The organism is Acidovorax sp., from assembly GCF_046291265.1.
GTDB lineage: Bacteria > Pseudomonadota > Gammaproteobacteria > Burkholderiales > Burkholderiaceae_C > Acidovorax.
The window spans coordinates 1-18,369 of the sequence record NZ_JBKBTV010000020.1 but is presented as its reverse complement, the minus strand read 5'-3'; the positions used below and the strand labels follow the sequence as shown (position 1 = coordinate 18,369).

The window sequence follows — 18,369 nt, the reverse complement described above, 5'->3', positions numbered from 1 at the left end:
CTTCCAAGCTAGCCCGCTGTGTGATGGTGCTGGGCACCACCAGCGGCGCGGGCAAAAGCTGGCTGACCACGGCCCTGTGCCGCTACTACAGCAACCTGGGCCTCAAGGTCGCGCCGTTCAAGGCGCAGAACATGAGCAACAACGCGCGTGTGGTGCCAGGCCCTGCTGGTGTGATGGGCGAAATCGGCAGTGCCCAGTATTTCCAGGCCCTCGCGGCCCGTGCCGAGCCCGAGGTGCGCATGAACCCGCTGCTGCTCAAGCCCGAGGCCGACACGCACAGCCAGGTCGTGCTGATGGGCCAGGTGAGCGCAGAGTTGACCGCCATGCCCTGGCGCGGCCGCAGCGAAAAGGTGTGGCCGCAGATTGCCGCTGCGCTGGATGCGCTGCGCGCTGAAAACGATGTGGTCGTGATCGAAGGGGCGGGCTCGCCCGCCGAGATCAATCTGCACGCTAGCGACATCGTGAACATGCGCGTGGCCCGCCATGCCGATGCGCGCTGCCTGCTCGTGACCGACATCGACCGGGGCGGCGCGTTCGCCCACCTGTACGGCACCTGGGCGCTTCTGCCCGAGGACGAGCGTGTGTTGATCCATGGCTTTGTGCTGAATAAGTTTCGGGGCGATGCCAGCCTGCTAGCCCCCGCGCCGCAGATTCTGCAAGACCTGACCGGCGTGCCCACCGTGGCCACCATCCCCATGCACTGGCGCCACGGTCTGCCTGAAGAGGATGGCGTGTTTGACGACCGCACGCTGTCGGCAGGCACCGTGCACACCACCGTGGCCGTGGTGGCCTATCCACGCATCAGCAATCTGGACGAGTTCCAGCCCCTCAAGAACGTGCCCGGTGTGCGCCTGTTCTGGGCTCGCAGCCCAGCCGACCTGAGCAGTCTGAAACCCACCGATTGGGTGGTGTTGCCAGGCTCCAAATCCTCCGCCGCCGACCTGGCCTGGCTGCGCGCGCAGGGGCTGGATCAGGCCATTGCCAGCCACGCAGGGCAGGGTGGCACGGTGCTTGGCGTGTGTGGTGGTTTGCAGATGTTGGGCGAGGCACTGATCGACACGGCGGGCATCGACGGCAATGCGCCGGGCCTGGGCGTGTTGCCCCTGGTCACCACCTTCGAGGTCGCGAAGACCGTGCAGCGCACCCAAGCGCAGTTTGGTGTGGTGCAAGGGGCCTGGGCCGCGCTGGCGGGTGTGCCCGTCACCGGTTACGAAATTCACCACGGCCAGACGGCCCAGCACCCGGCCATGGCCGCCAAGGGCGATGTGGCGCGCGAAGTCATCCCGGGCATTGCGTGGCAGAACCCGGCTGGCAACGTGCTGGGCGTGTATCTGCATGGCTTGCTGGAAGACCCCGCGGTGTTGCAGGCCCTGTTTGGCCGTGCGGGCGCGGCGCCAGTGCCCACGCTCGATGCGGTGTTTGAAGGCTTGGCCCGCATGGCGGAGGCCAGCTTTGCCTCCGGTGCACTGCGGGCGTTGATCGCGTCAGATCCGTCCACTGCCTGAGCGCTAGTGCCTTCAGCTTTCGGCCTTTCCTTTTTTCTTTTCGCTATCTCAAACACCATGCAACAACTGGCCCAGTTCACCGTTCCTGCCATCGTTGACATCACCGATGCCCCCCTGACCGCCCGTTTGCAGCACCTGCTGGACAACAAAACCAAACCACTCGGTTCGCTCGGGCGGCTGGAGGCGCTGGCGCTTCGCATCGGCCAGGTGCTGGGTACCGAAGCCCCTGTGCTCTCGCAACCGCAGATGCTGGTGTGTGCGGGCGACCATGGCCTGGCGGCCAAGGGGGTGTCGGCCTTCCCGAGCGACGTGACTTGGCAGATGGTGGAGAACTTTCTGGCCGGTGGCGCTGCCGTGAGCGTGCTGGCTCGCCAACACGGCCTGGCCCTCACTGTGGTGGACTGCGGCGTGGCCAAGCCCATCGCGCCGCGCGATGCCGCCCCGGGCGCGCCCCAGTTGCTGTTGCGCAAGGTGGCGCCCGGCACGGCCGACGCGTCGGTCGGCCCAGCCATGACTGCGGAGCAATGCGCTCAAGCGATCACCAACGGCATAGAGGTGGTGCGCGCCTTGCCCGGCAATGCACTCCTGCTCGGCGAGATGGGCATTGCCAATACCTCGGTGGCATCGCTGCTGCTGGCGCGGTTGGCCGGACTGCCCCTGGGCGAGGTGACAGGTGCCGGTACGGGCCTGGATGCGGCGGGTATCGAACGCAAGCGCGCGGTGCTGCAACAGGCGCTGGATGCCAACGCCGACGCCACCACGCCGCTGACTGCATTGACCGCGTTGGGCGGCTATGAGGTTGCCACCCTGGTGGGGGCGGTGTTGCAAGCAGCCCTGGAGCGCCGCGTGATCGTGGTGGACGGCTTTATCACCAGCGCGGCTGTGCTGGTGGCCAGCCGCCTGCAGCCTGCGGTGCTGCAACGCTGTGTGTTTGCCCACCGCTCGGGCGAGCGCGGCCACGGCCTGATGCTGGAGCAGATGCAGGCGGAGCCCTTGCTGGACCTGGGCTTGCGGCTGGGGGAGGGGTCTGGCGCTGCGCTGGCGTGGCCACTGCTGCAGTCGGCCTGTGCGGTGCTTACCGAGATGGCAAGTTTTGAATCGGCCGGTGTGGCCACCCAGAAGGATTGATGCGGATTCGCGCTCAATCGCTCCATAGCGGTCGGTCTGAGCTTGTCGAAGCCCTGCACGGTGCTTCGACAGATTCAGCGCTAACGAGTTTTGTTTTTTGAATGCAGGGTGCGGCGAAGGGGCAAAGGAATTCGCCCGGCACTTATGCCACAACGGTCCGGTTGCGCCCCTCGTTCTTGGCGCGGTACAGCGCCGCATCGGCACGCGAGAGCATGGCGTCCAGCGTTTCATGCGATCCCGTCCAGCTGGTCAACCCGATGCTGACCTGGCAGTCCAGTGCATGGCCCGCTGCCAGCGTGGCGTGAATGCGCTGCGCAACGCTGGTGGCTGCCGCCGTGTCGGCCCCCGGCAGCAGCACCAGAAACTCCTCGCCCCCATAGCGCCCCAGCCGGTCTGCGCGGCGCAGCACTTGACGGGTGCGTTCTGCAAAGTGCACCAGCACCGCGTCTCCGTGCTGGTGGCCCCGGGTGTCGTTCACGGCCTTGAAGTTGTCCAGGTCCAGCATCATGATGGAGGGCCCGTTGCCGTAGCGCTGCGCCCGCTCCAGCTCGTCTTCGCAGCGCTGCAGCAGTGCGCGGCGGTTCAGTGACTGCGTGAGTGAGTCGTGGGTGGCCAGGTGTTCTAGCTCGGTCCGCAAACGGTCCGTGGCCATCAGCACCGCACCAATCGACAGCATGAGCACGGTGATCACATACGCCCCGATGTACAGCGTCTGGAACAGCGAGGGTTCCATCAGGTCTGCGCCAGCGTTGCCGGTCAGGATGGAAATCAGCCGCGTGGCCAGCACCACCATGTGCAAGGCCAGCACCACTTCCACCAGTCTCACCGGAAAGTTGCGTCCGCCGTGGCGCAGCATGAAGCGCATTTGCGCGATATAGATCGCCCCCATCACGATGCTGAAAAAGCCCACGCGCAACGCGTAGTTGGGCAGCCAATAGGTGAGCGTAATGAACACCAGCGTGGTGCCTGCCATCACCCAGTTCCAGTGGCGCCAGGTGAGTGGCTGCCCCATGAAGCTGCGTGTGCCCATGTAGTAGGTCACCGTGCCCAGCACCAGCAACTGGTTCGCCAGCACCAGGCTGAGCCAGTCCGGGATGATGCCGCGAGCGCCGAACAACACGGTGGAAGCCAGCCACAGCAGCGGTGCGGCAGCCCAGGCGCCCACACCTCGGATGGAGGGCGGGTAGTGCCGTCGCATGAACAGCAGCACGATAGCCATGACGGCGGACATGAAGCCTGCCATGGCGATCATGGAGCGTGGGTCTAGGTTCATGCGGCGGGAGTGGGCTGTGGTGTGCCTGCGTAAGAAATTGTTTCTTCGGCCCGGGCCAGTATAGCCAAGCGACTGCCTTTCGCACTGAGGTGGTGAATGGGGAAATGTCCGCCCTGTTCCTATGGCCAGCGCCGCACCAGCGACCCTGATGTTGACCTCCGTTGGTGCAGGCGTGCACAGGGGAGGTGCGGTTTGTATGCAAAGTTGCAAAAGTATTGTGTACAAAGTTGGCATGGGGTTTGCATACACCCCTCCCATGCAAGCCCCTACCCCTGCGCAGACCCCTGCGGCCATCGAAATCATCGCGCTGACCAAACGCTATGCCCAGGGCAAGCCAGCGGTCGGTGCCATCAACCTGCGCATTGCCAGCGGCAGCTACTGCTGCCTGCTGGGCCCCTCGGGCTGCGGCAAGAGCACCACGCTGCGCATGATCGCCGGGCACGAGTCGGTGACCAGCGGCGACATATTGCTGGAGAACCGCAACATCACCGACCTGCCCGCCGCCGCGCGCGGCACGGCCATGATGTTCCAGAGCTTCGCGCTGTTTCCGCACCTCTCGGCGCTCGATAACGTGGCCTTCAGCCTCAAGATGAAGGGCGTGGCCCGGGCCGAGCGCCAGGCCAGGGCCCGTGACCTGCTCGAACGCGTGGCCATGGGCCACCTGGCCGAGCGCAAGCCGGCCGAGCTCTCGGGTGGGCAGCAGCAGCGTGTGGCGCTGGCGCGCGCCCTGATCACCCAGCCGCGCGTGCTGCTGCTTGACGAACCCCTGTCGGCGCTCGATCCCTTCCTGCGCATCCAGATGCGCGCCGAGCTGCGCCGCTGGCAAAAGGAGCTGGGCCTGACCTTCATCCATGTGACCCATTCGCAGGAAGAGGCCATGGCCCTGGCCGACACCATGGTGGTGATGAACCATGGCGTGATCGAGCAGGTCGGATCGCCGCACGAGGTCTACAACCGCCCGGCCAGCGAGTTCGTGGCGCGCTTCATGGGTGGCCACAACGTGATCGACACGCCCACCGGCAAGGTCGGCGTGCGCACGGACCACCTGCAGGTGCTGCCGCAGGGCACGCCGCTGCCCTGGGGCACCCTGCACATGCAGGCCGTGGTGACCGACGTGGAGTACCAGGGCACCTATGTGCTGCTGGGCCTGCAAAAGCAGGGCGTGGCCCTGTCGGCCAACGCCACGGCCGCCTACTCGGTGATGGTCTCCGAAGCCGCCTTTGCCGCACAGCCCTACACGGTGGGGCAGGCGGTGCAGCTGCATTGGACGCCCGAGCAGGCCCATCCCCTCTCCCTGCAGGCGGTACCTGTGCCCGCGCCTGCGGCGGCGGCTGCTGCCCAGGCCGTGCCGGCCTGAGTTTTCCTCTTTCTTTCGTTGTCCGCTGTCTGTTTCCACCCCTCCACTTTGCAAACCAAGGAGCTCTCCCATGTCCGACGACTCTCGTGCCGATTCCCCCGCTGTTGCCTCTGACACCACCGGCGTGCAGCGCCGCTCGCTGCTCAAGGGCACGGCGGGCATCCTGGCCGCAGGCGTGTTCCCGGCCGTCCATTCGCAGGAAAAGATCGTGCTGCGCTACCTGGGCACGGCGGTGAACCAGGACAAGGCGATTGCCGAGAAGTTCAAGGCCGACACCGGCATCGAGATCCAGTACGTGGCCGTGACCACCGACGACGTGACCAAGCGCGCCGTGACCGCACCCAACAGTTTCGACCTGATCGACACCGAGTACTTCTCGCTGAAAAAGATCGTGCCCACGGGCAACTTGAAGGGCATCGACACCAAGCGCATCAAGAACGCCGACAAGATCACCACGCTGTTCACCAACGGCATGGTGGCCGGCAAGGCCGTGGGCGACCAGGGTACCGCGCCCAAGAAGGTGATCTACCTGGAAGGCGAGAAGTCCAAGAAGTTCGCGACCGCACCCACGCAGTTCATGTCGCTCATCCCCACCGTGTACAACGCCGACACGCTGGGCATCCGCCCCGACCTGATCAAGCGCCCCATCAACTCCTGGGCCGAGCTGCTCAACCCCGAGTTCAAGGGAAAGACCGCGATCCTGAACATCCCCTCCATCGGCATCATGGACGCCGCCATGGTGGTCGAGGCCATGGGCATCTACAAGTACCCCGACAAGGGCAACATGACCAAGAAGGAGATTGATCTCACGATCAAGACCCTGATCGAGGCCAAGAAGCAGGGCCAGTTCCGCGCGCTGTGGAAGGACTTCAACGAGTCGGTGAACCTGATGGCATCGGGCGAAGTGGTGATCCAGTCGATGTGGAGCCCGGCCGTCACCGCCGTGCGCACCAAGGGCATCGCCTGCAACTTCCAGCCGCTCAAGGAAGGCTACCGCGCCTGGGCCGCCGGCTTCGGCCTGCCGGCCACGCTGTCGGGCAAGAAGCTCGACGGCGCGTACGAGTTCATCAACTGGTTCCTGGACGGCTGGGCCGGTGCCTACCTGAACCGCCAGGGCTACTACAGCGCCGTGCTGGACACCGCCAAGTCCAAGATGGAAGCCTACGAGTGGGCCTACTGGATGGAAGGCAAGCCCGCCACGCAGGACATCAAGAGCCCCAATGGTGACGTGCTGGCCAAGACCGGCGCGGTGCGCGACGGCGGCAGCTACGAGTCGCGCATGGGCGGCATCGCCTGCTGGAACGCACTGATGGACGAAAACAACTACATGGTCCAAAAGTGGAATGAATTTGTTGCAGCCTGATTGAGGCATGAGGCCGTCACGCCCGCCAGGGCGTGACCCGCAGCCCCCGTGGGGCAACGCGCACTCCGCAGGGCGGGGCGCTTTCACCGGTTATTCCAAGACACCATGAGCACCACCACCACACCGTCTCTGCCATCGAGCGCCGCCCCCGGGCGCGGCATTGCCGCTTGGTGGCAGGCCGCGCCGTTCACGCTGGTGTTCGCGCTGTTCTTCCTGGTTCCCCTTGCGCTGATCGTGATGGTCAGCTTTTGGGACTTCAACGAGTACGAGCTGCTGCCCGGCTTCACGTTCAAGAACTACATCTCGATCTTTGCGGGCTGTGGCGATGCGTCGGAGGGCCTGTGCGTCACGCTCAAGACGTATTACTCCACGCTCAAGTTCAGTTTTCTCGTGTGGCTGATCACGCTGGTGATCGGCTTCACCGTGGCCTATTTCCTGGCCTTCCACGTTCGCTCCTCGGGCATGCAGACGCTGCTGTTCGTGCTGTGCACCATCCCGTTCTGGACCTCCAACGTGATCCGCATGATCTCGTGGGTGCCGCTGCTGGGGCGCAACGGCCTGGTGAACCAGAGCCTGATCAGCATGGGCATGGTCGATCAGCCCATCGAGTGGCTGCTGTTCTCGGACTTCTCGGTGGTGCTGGCCTTCGTGCACCTGTACACCATGTTCATGATCGTGCCCATCTTCAACAGCATGATGCGCATCGACCGCAGCCTCATCGAGGCGGCCAGCGACAGCGGCGCCAGTGGCTGGCAGACGCTGTGGAACGTGATCGTTCCGCTGTCGCGCACCGGCATCATCATCGGCTCGATCTTCGTGATCACCATCATCATGGGCGACTTCGTCACCATCGGCGTGATGGGTGGCCAGCAGATCGCCTCCATCGGCAAGATCATCCAGGTGCAGACCTCGTACCTGCAGTTCCCGCTGGCCGCAGCCAATGCCGTGATCCTGCTCGCGGTGGTGCTGATGATCATCTGGGGCCTCACGCGCCTGGTGGACATCCGCAAAGAGCTGTGATCCCCGCGCTGCCGACAACCTCCACAGGACACCCGCATGAAAGCCCGCATCCGCGAATCCCGCCCCGCCAGCTTCTGGCTGCTGGCCACCGTGTTCAGCCTGTTCGTGCTGTTCATGTACGGGCCCATGTTCGTCATCTTCATCCTGAGCTTCCAGGGCCCCGAGGGCGGGCTGACCTTCCCCATGCGCGGCGCGTCGCTGCACTGGTTCTACAAGCTGGCCGAGGGCTTGGGTGTGGTGGACATCGGCGCGGCACTGTGGCGCTCGCTGGGCCTGGGCGTGGCGGTGATGCTGTGCACGGTGGTGCTGTCGGTGCTGGCGGGCCTGGCCTTTCGCAAGCGGCTGGCGGGGGGCAACACGCTGTTCTTTATCGTCGTGGCCAGCCTGATCATGCCGTCCATCATCGTCTCGCTGGGCATCGGGCTGGAGTTCCGGCTCATCGACAATGGCATCAAGGCGGCCCTCGAATGGCTGGGCATGGAAAGCACGCTCGAAGGCTATGGCACCTCGCTGGGCCTCTTCACCTCGGCCCTGGGCGCACACCTGACCTGGACCTTGCCGTTCGGCCTGCTCATCATGTTCGCGGTGTTCAATCGCTTCAACCCCGCGTACGAAGAGGCCGCACGCGACCTGGGTGCCACGCCCTGGCAAGGCTTTGCCCACGTGGTGCTGCCGCTGATCGCGCCCTCGGTCGTGGGCATCGGCATGTTCGGCTTCACCCTGAGCTGGGACGAGATCGCCCGCACCTCGCAGGCCATCGGCGACGTGAACACGCTGCCGCTGGAGCTGCAGGGCTTGACCAGCACGGTGACCACGCCGTCCATCTACGCGCTGGGCACGCTGACCACGGTGGTGTCGTTCGTGGTCATGGGCATCACGCTGGCCCTCGTATGGGCATTGGGGCGCAGGGGCAAAGGCCGTCCGGGTTAAAAACGGCAGCCTTATGACCACTACCACCTCTAAACCTAAACCCCGGCGCGCACGCGCTGCCGTCACGGAATCGCCCAGTCCATCGGAGGTGCCGGGCCAGCTCAGCGACAACGACATGTACGACCGCATGGTGTCGGCCATCCTCGACCACCGCCTGCCGCCCGGCACCAAACTGGTGGAAGACAAGTTGGCGGCGGCCTTTGGCGTGTCACGCACCCGCGTGCGGCCCGTGCTGGTGCGGCTGGCCAATGAACAAGTGGTCACCCTCACGCCCAATCGGGGTGCGTCCATCGCCCAGCCCAGCCCGCAGGAGGCCTTGGAGGTGTTTGAGGCGCGCCGCCTTCTGGAGCCACGCCTGGTAGAGCTGTTTGTCGCCAATGCCACCGACGAACACATTGCCGCACTGCGCACCTGCATCGACGATGAAGAGGCCGCACGCGCCAGCGGCGACATGCGCCGCGCAATTCGGCTGTCGGGCGACTTTCACCTGCACATCGCGCAGGCCGCGGGGCACCAGACGCTGGGGCGCATCCTGCGCGAGCTGGTGTCGCGAACCTCGCTCATCCTGATGACCTACAGTCCCAGCCATGCGCGCGAGCGGGAAGAGGCCACGGCCTGCGGCTGCCGCGAGCACCGCGCGCTGATCGACGCCATCCGCCTGCGCGACGCGCGCGAGGCGCCCCGCCTCATGCTGGCGCACCTGGCACGCATCGAAACCCAGCTGGAGTTCACGCCGCCCGCCGCCGATGCGCCAGACCTTGTCCAACTGCTGGGCCATTGATTCCCGCCACTTCGCCATGCGCCAATTGCTCGTCATCAACCCCAACACATCGCCCAGCGTCAGCGCTTTGTTGCAGCACCACGTGCAAGCCGCCGCGGGATCGCATGTGGTGGTGCGCACGGCCACGGCACGTTTCGGCGCTGCCTACATCGCGTGCGAGGCTAGCTATGCGGTGGCCGCCCATGCTGCGCTCGACGCCTGGGCGCACGACCTGGCGCAACCCCAGCCGCAGCCTGATGCGGTGTTGATTGGCTGTTTTGGCGACCCCGGACTGATGGCACTGCGCGAGAGCAGCCCTGTGCCTGTCACCGGCTTGGCAGAAGCCTCATTCATCGAGGCCGCCCGCCATGGCCGCTACGCCATCGTCACCGGCGGCGAGCGCTGGGGCCCCATGTTGCAGCGCCTGGCGCAGGCGCTCGGGGATTCGCACGGGCTCGCGGGTATCCACACCGTAGCGCCGACGGGGGCACAACTGGCGGCAGACCCAGAGGCAGCCAGCGCTTTGTTGGCCCATGCTTGTCGCGACGTGGTGCGGCAGATGGGGGTGCAGGCGGTCATCCTTGGCGGGGCGGGGCTGGCGGGCATGGCCGCCGCGGTGCAACCGCAGGTGGCGGTGCCGGTGATCGACAGCGTGGTGGCGGGAGCCACCTGGGCCCTGCGCGCCCATCCGGTGCCGCCAGAGCGCAAAGTGGCGGGATTCGATGTGGCGTGGGCGGGGGTGTCAGGAGAGATGGCGGCGCTGGGAGGGGCTGGCGTGCTTTGACGAAGAGGAGTGCAGGGTTTAGTATTACGTGTGTAATAACTTGGAGTCGCCCCATGCACACCCTCAAACTTACCCAGGTAGGCAATTCCGTCGGCGCGATCTTCCCCAAGGAACTGTTGGCCCGTCTGCAGCTGGAAAAAGGCGACGAGTTCTATGTGACCGAATCGCCCGACGGCTTGCGCATCACCACCCACAACCCCGAATTCGAAGCTCAGATGCGCGTGGCGCGCGAGATCATGAAAGAGCGCCGAGCGGTACTGCACGAGCTCGCCAAATGAGCGATTGGGTCTGGCTGAACCGCGCTGTCATCATTGCCATTCACGAAGTGCAGCTGGCCGAGCACGGTGGCGGGGCAGGCGTTCGCGATGCGGGCTTGCTTTATTCGGCCTTGGGCAAGCCGCAGCAGCTGAACCACTATGGCGAGCCGCCGCCTGATGCAGCTGCGCTCGCGGCTTCCTACGGCTATGGAATTTCGCGCAATCATCCGTTCATTGATGGAAACAAACGAACGGGCTATGTGGCGGCCGAATTGTTTCTGCGGTTGAATGGCTGGAGGCTTAACGCCGACGACGCATCGTGTGTGCTCACCATGCTCGCCGTCGCCGCTGGCGATATCACCGAGGAGGCCTTTGCCGCCTGGCTGCGGACACATGCAGTCGTCTGCTAACTGAGGTTTCAAGCCTTTTTAGGCTCTAGCGCTTATCTGATAAGCGCTGATAGCTATAAAAACCGAAGCAATTGCTCGGTTTGCTCAACTTAGGGGCGCCAGCGTCTTCGGCTGGTAGTCGCAGTACGGCACCACCAAACACTCCCAGCAACGCGGCTTGCGTGCCTGGCACACATAGCGGCCCAGCAGGATGAGCCAGTGGTGCGAATCCACCGCATAGGCTGCAGGCACGCGCTTCATCAGCTGCAGTTCCACCGCCAGCGGGTTCTTGCCCGGCGCGAGGCCCGTGCGGTTGCTCACGCGAAAGATGTGGGTGTCCACCGCCATGGTGGGCTGGCCAAACGCTACGTTCAGCACCACATTGGCTGTCTTGCGGCCCACGCCGGGCAGGGCCTCAAGTTCCTCCCGGGTGCGCGGCACGACGCCGCCATGCTGCTGCACCAGGATGCGGCAGGTTTCCATCAGGTGCTTGGCCTTGCTTTTGTAGAGGCCGATGGTCTTGATGTAGCCCTCCAGCCCGTCAATCCCCAGGTCCAGAATCGCCTGCGGTGTGCCTGCCACCGGGAACAGTTTGCGCGTGGCTTTGTTCACGCCCACATCCGTGGCCTGGGCGGAGAGCAGCACTGCGGCCAGCAGTTCGAAGGTGGTGGTGTACTCCAGCTCCGTGTTGGGCAAGGGGTTGGCGGCCTTCAGTGTGGCAAAAAAGGGTTCGATCTGGGCGGTCTTCATCGGATTTTTCTTATCGGTATCGGGGGCAGCTAAACAACGCCCCGTGGGGCTGTGCGACTTGTTGGGGGGTCAGCGGCTGCGCTGCACCGGCACGCACAGCCAGCACGGAAACCGCCCTGTGGCCGGGTCCACGGCAAAATCTTCGTCGTAAATCTCCAGCGCGGCGCGGGGACCCCCTTCCCATATTTTCCAGCCTTCGGGGAGCTGCCCCGGCGCTCCCATCTGTGCCCAGGCAGCAGCGATTTCAGGCCCCGTACCGGTGAAGTGCAGGCAGGCGTAGTCGCCCCCTTCATAGTCCATCACCTGCACATCGGGGCCGGTGCGCAGGCCCACGCCGATCTGCACGCAGGCGTCGTACCTGCACTGCTCAGGCGGCGTGCAGGCCGGGTTGTCATGGCTGAAACCGTAGAACTTGGGTGGTGGGTCTGTCAGGCGGTTGGTGGCGCACCAGGCCCCAAACCGCTCCCACAGATCGGTCAGGCCGGGGTGGGCATAGGCGCCGGTGTGGCGCATGGCGGCCAGGCGCATGCGGGGCAGGGTGCGTATCGTCAGGGGCATGGCGTGTCTCGGCGTTGAAGAGCGGCCAGTTTAATGACGCCGCAGGAAACCTGCGCCGCAATTGGCGACAATGCAAAGCTTGTCGCCAACCAACTCCCCGCCCACGCCATGCAATTTGCCGACCGCCTGAACAACGTAGAAACCTCCGCCATCCGCGAACTCTTCAAGCTGCTGGGCAAGCCCGGCATCATCAGTTTTGCGGGCGGCTTCCCGGACAGCGCGATGTTCGACGTGGAAGGCATCCGCGCCGCCAGCAATGCCGCTCTGACTGAAGAGCCCGGCGCTGCGCTGCAATACGGCGCTACCGAAGGCTACACGCCGCTGCGCGAGCAACTGGCCGCCTTCATGACCAGCAAGGGCGCCAAAGATGTGGTGGCCGACAACCTCATCGTCACCACCGGCAGCCAGCAAGGGCTGGACCTGCTGGGCAAGACGCTCATCAGCCCCGGCGACAAGGTCATCGTCGAAGGCCCGACCTTCCTGGCCACCATCCAGTGTTTTCGCCTGTATGGCGCTGAACTCATCAGCGCGCCCATCGACGGCAACGGTGTGAAGACCGATGAGCTGGAAAAGCTCATCGCCGAGCACAAACCCAAGTTCGTCTACCTGATCCCCACCTTCGGCAACCCCAGCGGCGCCATGCTGAGCCTGGAACGCCGCAAGGCTGTGCTGGAGATGGCTGTGAAGCACAACACGCTGATCGTCGAGGACGACCCTTATGGCGACCTGTACTTTGGCGACGCGCCACCCCCCAGCCTGCTCAACCTGTCGGCCACCGTGCCCGGCAGCCGCGAGCTGCTGGTGCACTGCGGCAGCCTGAGCAAGGTGCTCTCGCCTGGCCTGCGCGTGGGTTGGATGATCGCCCCGGCCGAGCTGCTGGGCAAAGCCACCATGTGCAAGCAGTTCAGCGACGCGCACACCAGCACCTTTGCCCAGGCCACGGCCGCGCAATACCTCAAGGCCGGGCGCATGCCCGACACGCTGGCCCGCGTGCGCAAGGTCTACGGCGAACGCGCCCAGGCCATGGGCGATGCGCTGCGCAAGGAGCTGGGCGACGCGGTCGATTTTGTGCAACCCCAAGGCGGCTTGTTTGTGTGGGCGCGTCTCACGGGTGCGGGTGGAAAGGTGGCCGACGGCAACGTGTTGGCCAAACGCGCCATTGAGAAGGGCGTGGCCTTTGTGCCTGGCACACCGTTCTTCTGCGCCAACCCCGACCACGCTACTTTCCGTCTGTCGTTCGCTACGGCCGATGTGGACAAGATCCGCGAAGGTGTGGCGCGTCTGGGCCAGGCCCTCTGAAGCGTCGATGTCAGACGCCAACGACACCGCCAACATCCTCCAGCGCCTGGAAAGCCTGGAGATCAAGGCCAGCTTCACCGAAGACCTGCTGGACCAGCTGAACATGACCATCTACCAGCAGCAGCAACTGATTGACCGGCTCACGCACGAGGTCATCCAGCTGCGGCAGCAGGCGCCGGAAGGTGGGTCGAACGGCTCGCGCAACCTGCGCGACGAACTGCCGCCGCATTACTGACGATTCGGCCCGATTCCCCTCAAACCCCCTACCGTTCGGGCTGAGCTTGTCGAAGCCTCGTGCTGCGCTTCGACCTCAGCGTGAACGGGTTTTGTTTTTTGAACCTTGCGACATCAAGCCCGCACGGCCCGCCACGCCGCATCCGCCAATTCCGCGCGGTAAGCAGTAGGCGAGGGCAGTCCACCCTGGCTTGATCGGTCCGACAGCCATGCCCGGCAGTAACTCTGCACCGGCCCCATCACCAGCGACGGCATCAGCTCGCAAGGCAGGTCGCGCAGCGCGCCCGATTGGCGGTGGGGCTCGAACCAGGCCACCAGCGCCTGGTTGCGGCGCCGCGCGGCTTCTGCCAAATCGGGCGTGCGCGCGCCAGCCGCTACGGCGCCGCGTGCCTGGAACAGAAACCGCGCCCGCTCGGGCTGCGCCACCACCCAGTCCAGATAGCCTGTCACCAAGGCCTGCACGCCCGCTTCGACGCCCTCGGCAGCATCGAGTTGAGCCTGCACGCTGCGCGACTGGTCGTGAAAGATGTCGAAGAACAACGCGGCCACGATGCCGTCGCGGTTGCCAAAGTGGTGATAGATGCTGCCCACGCTGGCCCCGCAGCGGGCGCGCACGCCGTCGATGGTGACCGCATCCACACCGCCTTCGGCCGCGCAGGCGAGGGCGGCGTTCAGGATGTCCTGGCGGCGGTCGGTGGGGGCTTCGGTTGGGGGGATGGAGGGGCTGGGGGTGATTCGGCTTGCCATAGAAGTAGATTCTAGAATAAAGTTCTAGAAAAACCTTCTACTCCCCACGAGACGCCATGCATTCCTCAGCAACCACGCCTACACCTTCTGCCTCCATACCGCCCGCACCCGGCGCCGCCCTGTATCCGCACCTGCTCGCCCCTTTAGATCTGGGCTTCACCACCATCAAGAACCGCGTGCTCATGGGCTCCATGCACACGGGGCTGGAGGACGGGCGCGACCTGTCGCGCATGGCGGCGTATTTCCGCGAGCGGGCCGAGGGCGACGTGGGTCTGATCGTGACGGGCGGATTCGCACCCAACATCGCGGGCTGGGCCAAGCCGTTTGCGGGCACGCTGGCCACCTCGGGCGTAGCCAAGCGCCACCGCGTGGTGACCGAAGCGGTGCACGGCGCGGGCGGCAAGATCGCGCTGCAGATCCTGCACACGGGCCGGTACGCCTACCACCCGCTGGCGGTGGCGCCGTCGCGACTGCAGTCTCCGATTTCGCCGTTCACGCCGTTCGCGCTGTCGGCGCGTGGGGTGGAGCGGCAGATCCGCGCGTTCGTGAACTGCGCCGTGAAAGCGCGCGAGGCGGGCTATGACGGCGTGGAGGTGATGGGCTCGGAAGGCTATTTCATCAACCAGTTCCTGTCGCAAACCACCAACTTGCGCACCGACGCCTGGGGCGGTGACTACAGCCACCGCATGCGCCTGCCGGTGGAGATCCTCGCCCGCATGCGGGAGGCCGTGGGGCCGGACTTCATCATCATCTACCGCCTGTCGATGATCGACCTGGTGCCCGGCGGCAGCGCCTGGGATGAGATCGTCACCCTGGGCAAGGCCGTGGCCACGGGCGGGGCCAACATCGTCAACACCGGCATCGGCTGGCATGAGGCGCGTGTGCCCACCATTGCCACCAGCGTGCCGCGCGCGGCGTTTGCCTGGGTTACGAAGAAGATGAAGGCCGAGTTCGCAGCAGCACGCATTGCCACGCCGCTGGTCACGTCCAATCGCATCAACACGCCCGAGGTGGCCGAGCAGGTGCTGGCGGATGGCTGCGCCGACATGGTGTCCATGGCGCGCCCGCTGCTGGCCGATGCCGACTTTGTGAAGAAGGCGCGAGCGGGCCGGGCCGATCGCATCAACACCTGCATTGCCTGCAACCAAGCCTGCCTGGACCATGTGTTCCAGAACAAGACCAGCAGTTGCCTGGTGAACCCGCGGGCCTGTCACGAGACGGAGCTGGTGTATCGGCCGATTGCCACGCCAGCTGCGCGCAAGCGCGTTGCCGTGGTGGGCGCAGGGCCCGCCGGCTTGACGGCTGCCACCGTAGCGGCCGAGCGCGGGCACGAGGTGCATTTGTTCGATGCCGCTGCCGCCATCGGCGGCCAGCTCAACATGGCCAAGGTGGTGCCGGGGAAGGAAGAGTTTCATGAAATGCTGCGCTATCTGGCCACGCGGGTGGAGGACACGGGCGTGCAACTGCATTTGAACCAGACGGTAGAGGCGGCCGACCTGGCGGGCTTTGATGAGGTGGTGATTGCCACGGGTGTATTGCCCCGCGACCCGAAGATCCCCGGCCAGGATCACGCCAAGGTGTTGAGCTACATCGACGTGCTGCGCCACGGCAAGCCGGTGGGCGAACGTGTGGCCATCATTGGCGCAGGGGGTATCGGCTTTGATGTCGCCGAGTTCTTGACGCACGGCGACCACCCGTCCACCACGCTCGACCTGCCCGCCTGGAAGGCCGAGTGGGGCATCACCGATCCGGCCGAGGCGCGCGGCGGTCTCGCCCCCGCGGGCCCACGCACCACGCCGCCCCCGCGTCAGGTGACGCTGCTGCAGCGGAAGAAGGGCAAGCTGGGCGCAGGCCTGGGCAAGACCACGGGCTGGATCCACCGCACTACGCTCAAAATGAAAGAGGTGCAGATGGTGAGCGGCGTGAACTACGAGCGCATTGCCGACGAGGGCCTGCTGGTGTCGTACGGCGAAAAGCGCGAAGACCCGACGTGGATCGCGTGCGACACCGTGGTGCTCTGCGCGGGGCAGGTGCCGCTTGCCAGCTTGGCGCAGGCGCTGCAAGCCCAGGGCCACAAGCCACACTTGATTGGCGGTGCGCTGGAAGCAGGCGAGCTGGACGCCAAGCGCGCCATCGACCAGGCTGCACGGCTGGCGGCGCGGCTGTAGGCGGAGCTTCTTGTTCCGTGGCTGGTCGATGGTTGGTGACCAGGAATTTGAATGAAATTGGCCTCTAGCGCTTTATCCATAAGCGCTAGTAGCTATCATTTGAGTAGCGTTTCACTGAGTGTTTATGCAGTGCGATCCGCAGCCGGTATCTCCAGCGCATTGAATACCCGTAGCGCCGCCCAGGCATCGTTGGCCGCGTAGACCAGCTGGGCCTCGGTCAGCCGCGCATTGGCCCAGTTCGATGTTGCGGCCTTCTTGGACTTGATGAAACGCTTGTTGAACAGCACAGCCACCGCGCCTTTCACGCCCATGTCCTTGCGGTAGCCGCGTTGGCGGAACACGGTGTTCAGCTCCAGCACATCGGCCGGTTCCACGCCCAGCTTGTGCTGGATGCGTTTGGTGTCGTCCCCCAGGCCAAAGCCCGCCTTGGTCACGCCGCGCAGCGCCAGCAGCTCGGCCACGCGGGCGCGGCAGCCCGGGTCGTGCAGCTGGAACACCCAGGCCGTATCGATCGTGGCCAGTTGCACGATGTGGGGTCCGTCGGACTGCTCCCCCTGCACGAAGGTGGGTTTGGATTCGGTGTCAAACCCCCAGGCGCTGGCGGCAGCCAAAACGTGGCAGGCCTTGTCGGCCTGCTCTGCCGTGGAGACGAGCGTGATGCGGTCGGTGCCCAGTCGCTCGAACGGCTCCAGCAGCGCGATCTGGTCTTTGTCGGGGGTGGGGAGGTGTCCGGCGCGCGGGTGCTGCGGCGAGTTTCGCGAAGGAGGAGGGGATGCCGTCATGCTAGGCATTGTGCCGTGGCAGCCTGGGCGCAGGCCATTCAACCGGCGCTTGGCTCGCCCCTACCGCTCCTGCTCCCGGCGTGCAGGCGTTTTTGAGGCTGCACTAATCGTCCACCGGGTCCAGCGAAGCGATCTGGTCGCGCCCCCGGCGCTTGGCCAGATACAGCGCCTGGTCGGCGCGGTCGAGCATGTCGCGCAAGCTGCGGTCCGATTGGCGAAAGGCCCCCATGCCCAGGCTGGAGGTGATGCGGTAGGTATTGCCCGCATCGTCCGTCAGCTGCAACGCACGGATGCTGGCCATGATGCGCGTGGCGACCTCCATGCCCTCGGCCAGCGCGGTCAGTGGCAGCAACACACCAAACTCTTCGCCGCCCAGGCGCCCCACGGCGTCACTGGCGCGCAGCTGGCTTTTGACGGCTTGGGCAAACTCCACCAGCGCGCGGTCGCCCTCCAGGTGACCAAAGCGGTCGTTGATGGTTTTGAAGTGGTCCAGGTCCAGCATCAGCAGCGTCAGCGGCTCGCCATTGCTGCGTGAGCGCTCGTACACGGCCTCGGCACATTCCAGAAAAGCACGCCGGTTGGCCATGCCGGTCAGCATGTCGGTGGTGGCCAGGCGTTGCAGTTCGCGCTCCAGGTTCTTGCGCTGGGTCACGTCGCGGTAGATGCCCTCGACGCCTGCAAAATGGCCCGCGTGGTCGTACAGAGCGTGGCTGCTGATGGAGATGTCGATCACCGCGCCATCGCGCCGCACCATCTGGCCCGGAAAGTCCGACACCTCGCCTTTTTCCATGATCGCCACTTTGAAAGCGTCGCGGTCGGCGCTGTGGGGGTAGTACGACTCGGCGGTGCGGCCCTCGATCTCGTGCGGCTCATACCCCAGCACCCGCCGCACCCCTGGGCCCACGTGTTGGACGATGCCCAATGCATCAGTGCGGTAGTACACGTCTTGCATGTTGTCGAACAGGCGGCGGAAGTTTTGCTCGCTCTCGCGCAACTGGGCTTCGATCTCGCTCTGATGGGTCATGTCCATGCCACACATCAGCACGGCCGGAGCGCCCTCCCACT

The 18,369-nt window shown here is 65.3% G+C and carries 19 protein-coding genes; 13 read left to right on the top strand and 6 right to left on the bottom strand.

Going from position 1 to position 18,369, the window contains the following annotated elements; all coding sequences use genetic code 11:
* Positions 1 to 23: 23 nt before the first annotated feature.
* Positions 24 to 1,505 carry a cobyric acid synthase gene (locus tag ACK41V_RS09995; protein WP_409781558.1) on the top strand — a complete coding sequence of 494 codons (1,482 nt, stop codon included), beginning with the start codon at positions 24 to 26 and terminating at the stop codon, positions 1,503 to 1,505.
* Positions 1,506 to 1,562: 57 nt separating this feature from the next.
* Positions 1,563 to 2,633, top strand: coding sequence for a nicotinate-nucleotide--dimethylbenzimidazole phosphoribosyltransferase (gene cobT / locus ACK41V_RS09990; protein ID WP_409781425.1), 1,071 nt, complete (start codon positions 1,563 to 1,565; stop codon positions 2,631 to 2,633).
* A gap of 142 nt (positions 2,634 to 2,775) precedes the next feature.
* Here cobT and ACK41V_RS09985 read toward each other — a convergent pair whose 3' ends face one another.
* The gene (locus ACK41V_RS09985) at positions 2,776 to 3,885 is read right to left on the bottom strand and encodes a GGDEF domain-containing protein (RefSeq protein ID WP_409781555.1); all 1,110 of its coding nucleotides are present in this window, start codon (positions 3,883 to 3,885) and stop codon (positions 2,776 to 2,778) included.
* A 277-nt stretch (positions 3,886 to 4,162) separates the two neighbouring features.
* On the opposite strand from ACK41V_RS09985, the gene ACK41V_RS09980 reads away from it, so the two are divergent.
* The 8 genes from ACK41V_RS09980 (at position 4,163) to ACK41V_RS09945 (ending at position 10,787) form a co-directional block, all read left to right on the top strand.
* Positions 4,163 to 5,263 (top strand): ABC transporter ATP-binding protein, encoded by a 1,101-nt coding sequence (locus ACK41V_RS09980; protein WP_409781422.1) that lies wholly within the window; start codon positions 4,163 to 4,165, stop codon positions 5,261 to 5,263.
* A 70-nt stretch (positions 5,264 to 5,333) separates the two neighbouring features.
* Positions 5,334 to 6,626 carry a PotD/PotF family extracellular solute-binding protein gene (locus ACK41V_RS09975; RefSeq protein ID WP_409781420.1) on the top strand — a complete coding sequence of 431 codons (1,293 nt, stop codon included), beginning with the start codon at positions 5,334 to 5,336 and terminating at the stop codon, positions 6,624 to 6,626.
* A gap of 105 nt (positions 6,627 to 6,731) precedes the next feature.
* Positions 6,732 to 7,646, top strand: coding sequence for an ABC transporter permease (locus ACK41V_RS09970; RefSeq protein WP_409781417.1), 915 nt, complete (start codon positions 6,732 to 6,734; stop codon positions 7,644 to 7,646).
* Positions 7,647 to 7,682: 36 nt separating this feature from the next.
* Positions 7,683 to 8,576 (top strand): ABC transporter permease, encoded by an 894-nt coding sequence (locus tag ACK41V_RS09965; RefSeq protein ID WP_409781414.1) that lies wholly within the window; start codon positions 7,683 to 7,685, stop codon positions 8,574 to 8,576.
* A 13-nt stretch (positions 8,577 to 8,589) separates the two neighbouring features.
* Positions 8,590 to 9,357, top strand: a complete 768-nt coding sequence (locus ACK41V_RS09960; protein ID WP_409781411.1) for a GntR family transcriptional regulator — start codon at positions 8,590 to 8,592, stop codon at positions 9,355 to 9,357.
* 16 nt (positions 9,358 to 9,373) lie between these two features.
* The gene (locus ACK41V_RS09955) at positions 9,374 to 10,120 is read left to right on the top strand and encodes an aspartate/glutamate racemase family protein (protein ID WP_409781408.1); all 747 of its coding nucleotides are present in this window, start codon (positions 9,374 to 9,376) and stop codon (positions 10,118 to 10,120) included.
* Positions 10,121 to 10,173: 53 nt separating this feature from the next.
* A complete protein-coding gene (locus tag ACK41V_RS09950) occupies positions 10,174 to 10,398 on the top strand; it encodes an AbrB/MazE/SpoVT family DNA-binding domain-containing protein (RefSeq protein ID WP_409781405.1) in 225 nt (74 codons plus the stop codon).
* Positions 10,395 to 10,787 carry a type II toxin-antitoxin system death-on-curing family toxin gene (locus ACK41V_RS09945; RefSeq protein WP_409781403.1) on the top strand — a complete coding sequence of 131 codons (393 nt, stop codon included), beginning with the start codon at positions 10,395 to 10,397 and terminating at the stop codon, positions 10,785 to 10,787. The genes ACK41V_RS09950 and ACK41V_RS09945 overlap by 4 nt, the downstream gene beginning before the upstream one ends.
* A gap of 84 nt (positions 10,788 to 10,871) precedes the next feature.
* Here the strand turns inward: ACK41V_RS09945 and nth are convergent, their stop codons facing one another.
* Both nth and ACK41V_RS09935 read right to left on the bottom strand, forming a co-directional pair.
* Positions 10,872 to 11,516, bottom strand: coding sequence for an endonuclease III (gene nth, locus ACK41V_RS09940; RefSeq protein WP_409781400.1), 645 nt, complete (start codon positions 11,514 to 11,516; stop codon positions 10,872 to 10,874).
* 69 nt (positions 11,517 to 11,585) lie between these two features.
* The gene (locus ACK41V_RS09935; RefSeq protein ID WP_409781397.1) at positions 11,586 to 12,074 is read right to left on the bottom strand and encodes a GyrI-like domain-containing protein; all 489 of its coding nucleotides are present in this window, start codon (positions 12,072 to 12,074) and stop codon (positions 11,586 to 11,588) included.
* A gap of 108 nt (positions 12,075 to 12,182) precedes the next feature.
* Between ACK41V_RS09935 and ACK41V_RS09930 the strand changes: the two genes are divergently transcribed.
* Together ACK41V_RS09930 and ACK41V_RS09925 are read left to right on the top strand one after the other, a co-directional pair.
* Positions 12,183 to 13,373 (top strand): PLP-dependent aminotransferase family protein, encoded by a 1,191-nt coding sequence (locus ACK41V_RS09930; RefSeq protein WP_409781394.1) that lies wholly within the window; start codon positions 12,183 to 12,185, stop codon positions 13,371 to 13,373.
* Between the two features lie 7 nt (positions 13,374 to 13,380).
* Positions 13,381 to 13,608: a SlyX family protein gene (locus tag ACK41V_RS09925; protein WP_409781391.1), complete on the top strand. Its 228-nt coding sequence runs from the start codon at positions 13,381 to 13,383 to the stop codon at positions 13,606 to 13,608.
* 113 nt (positions 13,609 to 13,721) lie between these two features.
* Here the strand turns inward: ACK41V_RS09925 and ACK41V_RS09920 are convergent, their stop codons facing one another.
* On the bottom strand, positions 13,722 to 14,354 hold the full coding sequence (locus ACK41V_RS09920; protein ID WP_409781388.1) for a TetR/AcrR family transcriptional regulator: 633 nt from the start codon (positions 14,352 to 14,354) through the stop codon (positions 13,722 to 13,724).
* Positions 14,355 to 14,410: 56 nt separating this feature from the next.
* On the opposite strand from ACK41V_RS09920, the gene ACK41V_RS09915 reads away from it, so the two are divergent.
* A complete protein-coding gene (locus ACK41V_RS09915) occupies positions 14,411 to 16,522 on the top strand; it encodes an FAD-dependent oxidoreductase (protein ID WP_409781385.1) in 2,112 nt (703 codons plus the stop codon).
* 122 nt (positions 16,523 to 16,644) lie between these two features.
* Here ACK41V_RS09915 and ACK41V_RS09910 read toward each other — a convergent pair whose 3' ends face one another.
* Both ACK41V_RS09910 and ACK41V_RS09905 read right to left on the bottom strand, forming a co-directional pair.
* On the bottom strand, positions 16,645 to 17,304 hold the full coding sequence (locus tag ACK41V_RS09910; protein ID WP_409781382.1) for a 3'-5' exonuclease: 660 nt from the start codon (positions 17,302 to 17,304) through the stop codon (positions 16,645 to 16,647).
* A gap of 103 nt (positions 17,305 to 17,407) precedes the next feature.
* The coding region (locus ACK41V_RS09905) for a diguanylate cyclase (protein ID WP_409781380.1) at positions 17,408 to 18,369 on the bottom strand (962 nt) is incomplete at its 5' end.

Coding starts and splice junctions, on each gene's coding strand:
- ACK41V_RS09995 (WP_409781558.1), top strand. CDS start 24: ATGGTGCTGGGCACCACCAGCGGCGCGGGCAAAAGCTGGCTGACCACG.
- cobT (WP_409781425.1), top strand. CDS start 1,563: ATGCAACAACTGGCCCAGTTCACCGTTCCTGCCATCGTTGACATCACC.
- ACK41V_RS09985 (WP_409781555.1), bottom strand. CDS start 3,885: ATGATCGCCATGGCAGGCTTCATGTCCGCCGTCATGGCTATCGTGCTG.
- ACK41V_RS09980 (WP_409781422.1), top strand. CDS start 4,163: ATGCAAGCCCCTACCCCTGCGCAGACCCCTGCGGCCATCGAAATCATC.
- ACK41V_RS09975 (WP_409781420.1), top strand. CDS start 5,334: ATGTCCGACGACTCTCGTGCCGATTCCCCCGCTGTTGCCTCTGACACC.
- ACK41V_RS09970 (WP_409781417.1), top strand. CDS start 6,732: ATGAGCACCACCACCACACCGTCTCTGCCATCGAGCGCCGCCCCCGGG.
- ACK41V_RS09965 (WP_409781414.1), top strand. CDS start 7,683: ATGAAAGCCCGCATCCGCGAATCCCGCCCCGCCAGCTTCTGGCTGCTG.
- ACK41V_RS09960 (WP_409781411.1), top strand. CDS start 8,590: ATGACCACTACCACCTCTAAACCTAAACCCCGGCGCGCACGCGCTGCC.
- ACK41V_RS09955 (WP_409781408.1), top strand. CDS start 9,374: ATGCGCCAATTGCTCGTCATCAACCCCAACACATCGCCCAGCGTCAGC.
- ACK41V_RS09950 (WP_409781405.1), top strand. CDS start 10,174: ATGCACACCCTCAAACTTACCCAGGTAGGCAATTCCGTCGGCGCGATC.
- ACK41V_RS09945 (WP_409781403.1), top strand. CDS start 10,395: ATGAGCGATTGGGTCTGGCTGAACCGCGCTGTCATCATTGCCATTCAC.
- nth (WP_409781400.1), bottom strand. CDS start 11,516: ATGAAGACCGCCCAGATCGAACCCTTTTTTGCCACACTGAAGGCCGCC.
- ACK41V_RS09935 (WP_409781397.1), bottom strand. CDS start 12,074: ATGCCCCTGACGATACGCACCCTGCCCCGCATGCGCCTGGCCGCCATG.
- ACK41V_RS09930 (WP_409781394.1), top strand. CDS start 12,183: ATGCAATTTGCCGACCGCCTGAACAACGTAGAAACCTCCGCCATCCGC.
- ACK41V_RS09925 (WP_409781391.1), top strand. CDS start 13,381: ATGTCAGACGCCAACGACACCGCCAACATCCTCCAGCGCCTGGAAAGC.
- ACK41V_RS09920 (WP_409781388.1), bottom strand. CDS start 14,354: ATGGCAAGCCGAATCACCCCCAGCCCCTCCATCCCCCCAACCGAAGCC.
- ACK41V_RS09915 (WP_409781385.1), top strand. CDS start 14,411: ATGCATTCCTCAGCAACCACGCCTACACCTTCTGCCTCCATACCGCCC.
- ACK41V_RS09910 (WP_409781382.1), bottom strand. CDS start 17,304: ATGACGGCATCCCCTCCTCCTTCGCGAAACTCGCCGCAGCACCCGCGC.